This is a genomic window from Streptomyces actinomycinicus (genome assembly GCF_016741775.1).
Classification (GTDB): domain Bacteria; phylum Actinomycetota; class Actinomycetes; order Streptomycetales; family Streptomycetaceae; genus Streptomyces; species Streptomyces actinomycinicus.
Genome location: NZ_JAERRK010000050.1, coordinates 1 through 4,896, shown reverse-complemented (window position 1 = coordinate 4,896; position 4,896 = coordinate 1). Strand labels below are relative to the sequence as shown.

Sequence of the window (4,896 nt, the reverse complement as noted above, 5' to 3'; positions counted from 1 at the left end):
AGCGGGAAGGACCGCCGCTAGAGCTTGCGAAGTCCACTGAGCACCCTTTCGAGCAGTGTCACGTCTGGCTGGCCACCGGCGTTCTCGTCGCCGCCGGGCTGATGGATGGCGACCAGGCCCGCCTCCGCCAAGTCGGCGACGAGAATCCTGGCCACGCCGAGGGGGATCGTCAGCAGGGCCGAGACCTCGGCCACCGACTTGATCTCCCGGCACAGGTTGCAGATCCGCTGATGCTCGGGCAGCTGGCCCTGCATCTGGTGCGGAGCGGCGGTGGTGTGCACCAGTGCCTCGATGGCGAGCTGGTAGCGCGGGCGGGTCCGGCCGCCGGTCATGGCGTACGGACGCACCAGGGGGTTGTTCGACGCCGTGGCCGGGGCCGGCTCGGGACGACGCTGCGGCTGCACCGGCTGGATACGCGGAGCCTGCGGCTGGTCGTACGGCGACGGGCCCGGGCCCTGCGGGGCGTACGGCTGCCGGTGGCTGGGGGTGGAGGGGAAGTTGTACCGGTTCGCCGAACCGTCGCCCTGACCCTGGGCAGGGCCGTACGACCAGTTGCCCGAAGACGAACCGCCTGGGGGTGTTGCCACTTTCTCCTCCTCCGACTGCGCCGGGCACCCATCCGTGTGGAGCCGCGTCCCGAAACCTTACGGCCCCGGGACGCGAATACGCACCGTCCGTTAATTAGTTGAGAAGGCTTCCCTGGAGCTCCGCACGGAGATCCGGGGTGAGGACCGTGCCCGCGCGGTCCACCAGAAGGGCCATCTCGTACCCGATGAGGCCGATGTCCGCCTCCGGGTGGGCCAGGACAGCGAGCGACGATCCGTCGGAGATGGACATGATGAAGAGGAATCCCCGCTCCATCTCCACAACCGTCTGGTTCACGCTGCCTCCCTCGAAGATCCGGGAGGCGCCTGCCGTCAGAGACGTCAGACCGGAGGCGACGGCCGCGAGCTGGTCGGCGCGGTCGCGGGGGAAGCCTTCGGACATCGCCAGAAGGAGTCCGTCGGCGGAGACCACCACCGTGTGGGACACCCCCGGGGTGTTGTCCACGAAGTTGGTGATCAACCAGTTCAGGTTCTGTGCCGCCTGGCTCATCGGGCTCACACTAACGCTCCTGGTTGTAGGTGCTGTCAGGACCACTGTGCTGATTCCTAGTGGCCTGGCCGTTCGTTTCACTGCCTGCGCTGCGTCCGCGCTGGACGCCCCGACGCAGGTTGCTCAGCCTGCCCCGGACGTCCTCCGGGGCGCGGGAGACCTGTGGGCCTCCCTGAGGGGTGCTCTCGGCGGTCCCCTCGACAAGGTTGGCCTTGGGTACCCGCCGCGGCAGACCGGAGGCGGTGACCCCGCCTGCCTTGGGCTTCCGGAGCTGGGCGGCCTGCTGCCACCGCTCGTCGTTCGCCGACCGCCAGCCGCTGTCACCGTTGGTCGCGGGCGCGTTGCCCGGAGCGGGGGCCGGCGACTCCGGCTGCACCCGCGCCTTGCCGTTCGGGTGGCCGGCGCCGTGCGAACCGCTCGGGGCGGACCCGCGGCGGGGCAGCCCGGCATCGGTCAGCTCGTGTGCTGCGGGGGAGGCCGTTTCCGGACGGTCGAAGCCTACGCGGTTCCGCTCACTCGCGTCAGCGGCCTGCGACGATTCCGCTTCCGGAGCGTACTGGGCCGGATAGCCGTTCTGGTAACTGTCCTGCTGCGGCCAGTCGTCCTGGTAGGACGGTGCCTGGGCAGGCTCCGCATACGCCGACGAGGGTTCCGGGTAACCGCCGTTCGGGGCGAAGCCGTCGTTCCGCTGCGGCTCGCCGTTCGGCGTGTAGTACTGCTCGTCGTACGACTGCTCGTACTGCTGCTGCTGCTCGTACGACGCGTGCTGCTGCTCCTCGTACGCCGGTGCGTCGTAGGACTGCTGCGGCTGCTCGTCGTACGCCTGCCGCGGCTGCTCCTGGTACGCCTGCTGTCCGTCGAAGAGCGGGCCGGCGTACCCGGCGGCGGCCTCGGCCTCCTGCTGCGGATCGCCGGGCTGCCCGTGCGTCTGGGCTTCCAGGGCGGCGCGGCGCTCCTCGCGCATCAGGGAGCGGCCGACCGGGTCCAGGTCACGGATGTCGTCGGGGACCTCCGTGTACCGGCTGTCGTCGAAGCCGAGTTCGGCGGCGGTGCGCATCGGCTGCACCTGGTTGAAGCTCTCACCCTGGAACTGCTGCTCCGGGATGATCTGCGAGACCGTGAACTCCTCGCGGTCCAGCGGGGCCTCGCCGCCACCACCGTGCGTGATCGCGTCCGGCAGCATGACCAGCGAGGTCGTACCCGCCTGCTCGCCCGAGGGGCGCAGCTGGACCCGGATGCCGTGCCGGTCGGACAGCCGGCCGACCACGAACAGACCCATGCGCTGGGAGATCGCGGCGTCCACGGTCGGCGGGTTGGCCAGCTTGTGGTTGATGTCCGCGAAGTCCTCGGCGGTCAGGCCGATGCCCTTGTCGTGGATCTCGATCATGACGCGGCCGTCGGGGAGACGGGTCGCGGTGACACGCACCTTGGTCTGCGGGGAGGAGAACGTGGTGGCGTTCTCCAGCAGCTCGGCCAGCAGGTGCACGAGGTCGGTGACCGCGCGGCCGTGGATCTCGGCCTCCGGCACACCGGACAGCTCGATGCGCTCGTACTGCTCCACCTCGGAGGAGGCGGCGCGCAGCACGTCGACCAGCGGGACCGGCTGGTCCCAGCGGCGGCCGGGCTCCTCGCCGGCGAGGACCAGGAGGTTCTCGCCGTTGCGGCGCATACGGGTCGCCAGGTGGTCCAGCTTGAAGAGGTTCTCCAGCTGGTCCGGGTCGGCCTCGTTGTTCTCCAGGTCGGTGATCAGGGTCAGCTGGCCCTCGATCAGCGACTGGTTGCGGCGCGACAGGTTGGTGAAGATCGCGTTGATGTTGCCCCGCAGCAGCGCCTGCTCGGAGGCGAGCCGCACCGCCTCGCGGTGGACCTGGTCGAAGGCGCGGGCGACCTCGCCGATCTCGTCCTTGGTGGTGATCGGGATCGGTGTGACCCGGGTGTCGACCCGGCCGGGGTCGGTACGGGAGAGCTGGTCGACCAGCATCGGCAGCCGCTGCTCGGCGATGCCGAAGGCGGCGTTGCGCAGCTGGCGCATCGAGCGGCTCATCTGGCGGGCCACCAGACCGGCCAGGATGAACGCGGCCAGCAGGGCGACGACGACCACGCCACCGGTGATGAAGGCGGAGGTCTTGGCGTCGTCGGCGATGTCCGAGGCCTCGTTCACCGCCTTGTCGGCCAGGTCCGACTCGATCTGGCGGTAGGCCTTGTACTTCAGCGTGTTGACCGCCCACCAGTTGTCGGCGCTGGTGCCGTCCGCGGCGAGCTGCTGACGGGTGGCCGCACTGGTGTCCTGCATCTGGGCGAGCGCCGTGACCATGTCGGTCGGCTCGGCCGGCGGCGGGACGTAGTTCGGGTTGCTCTGCTTGGCCTTCGCGGCCAGGGCGGCACCGTCCGACTTGATCTTCTCGCCGGCGTCCTCGAGCTTCTGGGCGTCGGCCTCGGTGCCACCGCCCTTGTACTCCTCGACGGCGATGCGCTCGAGGTAGGCGTACGAGGACAGGGAGGTCCGCTGGGTCGCCAGGTTCGGGGCGTCCGGGCCGGGCTTGACCAGCAGGTGCGTGCCGATCGACCGCTCCAGCGACAGTGCCGCCTTGGTCAGCGAGATGGCGTAGACGGTACGGCCGTAGGAGGTGATGTTGCCGGTGCCCAGACCGAGTTCGTTGGCGAACTCCATCAGGGGGTGGCTGATGGTGACGTAGCTTTCCTCGGTCTTCACGCCGACGTTCTTCGACGTGTACGCCAGCTGCCGGATCTGCGCCAGCTTCGGCTCGACCTCGTGGAACAGCCTCAGCCGGCGCTCCAGGCCCGCCTCGTCCGGCATGCTCTCCGTCGCCTCGGCGAAGGCCGCGGCGGCCTGGTCGGTGGACTTGCGGGCGCCGGCGACGAGCTGCTTGCTCGCGTCGTCCTTCTTGTGCAGCAGCAGCGGGGCCGCGGTGACGTCACGCTCGTTCTCGAGGGCGTCGGCGTACGTGAGGGCGGCACGCACCAGGAGGGCGGTGTTCTCGGCGTCGCGGGCCTGCTGCCAGGTGTCGATCGAGTTCTTCACCTGGAAGCCGCCCATGACGAGACCGACCGCCACGGGTATGAGCAGGATCGCGTTCAGACGCGTCGGTACCCGCCAGTTCCGCGGAGAGAAGCGGCCGCCGCTGGATGCGGGAGGGGCCGCGGGCTCCGTTCCGGGCACGGGGGTGGGCGCCGCAGCGCGCGGCGGCGGGGTGAAGTTGCCCCGTGCCGACGGCTCGGGACCGTTCTTGCTTCGCCTCACTCGACCAACAACCTCTCGGCGGTCGGCACCTTCGTCGTGCCGCAGTCTCTCAGAGCCCGGTTCGTCATCGACCACTCAGTACGCACTCAGTACGTCTTTGACCATTGGGCAGTTCAGGCATTCCAGCACGTGGACCAGCGCGATTCCAAACAGCGGAAACCCTGTGACTGAGCCGTTGTAAACGCTAGATAAAACGGTCATAAAGAGCGAGCCCCGCCAAAAGGCGGGGCGTTTGTGAGCGCAGTGGCACCACCCGACCGCGTCGCGTGGTGATGCCGGACGATTCCTCTGCCGAACTGTTATGAACGCCGGAGCCGACCGTGTCAAAGGCCACAGCCGGCTCCGATCTCCTTACGACAACTGCCGTCACGCAGGTCGCACTTGAGTCCTACCTCAGTCGCGCCATGAGGGCGTGCTCCACCAGCGTGATCAGCGCACTCTTGGCATCTGCGCGGTGCCGGGCGTCGGTCGTGATGATCGGGGTGTCCGGCCCGATCTGCAGCGCCTCCCGCACTTCCTCGGGGGCGTAGGGCTGCTGG

General features: G+C 69.2%; 3 protein-coding genes and 1 pseudogene. All 4 read right to left on the bottom strand.

Features of this window, described 5'->3' with window-relative positions; genetic code table 11:
• Positions 1-17: 17 nt before the first annotated feature.
• Positions 18-587: a DUF742 domain-containing protein gene (locus JK359_RS38360; protein WP_201844346.1), complete on the bottom strand. Its 570-nt coding sequence runs from the start codon at positions 585-587 to the stop codon at positions 18-20.
• A 94-nt stretch (positions 588-681) separates the two neighbouring features.
• Positions 682-1,095 (bottom strand): roadblock/LC7 domain-containing protein, encoded by a 414-nt coding sequence (locus JK359_RS38355; RefSeq protein WP_004983065.1) that lies wholly within the window; start codon positions 1,093-1,095, stop codon positions 682-684.
• 10 nt (positions 1,096-1,105) lie between these two features.
• Positions 1,106-4,357: a sensor histidine kinase gene (locus JK359_RS38350; RefSeq protein ID WP_201844344.1), complete on the bottom strand. Its 3,252-nt coding sequence runs from the start codon at positions 4,355-4,357 to the stop codon at positions 1,106-1,108.
• A gap of 388 nt (positions 4,358-4,745) precedes the next feature.
• A pseudogene (locus JK359_RS38345) lies at positions 4,746-4,896 on the bottom strand (ATP-binding protein); the annotation flags it as partial.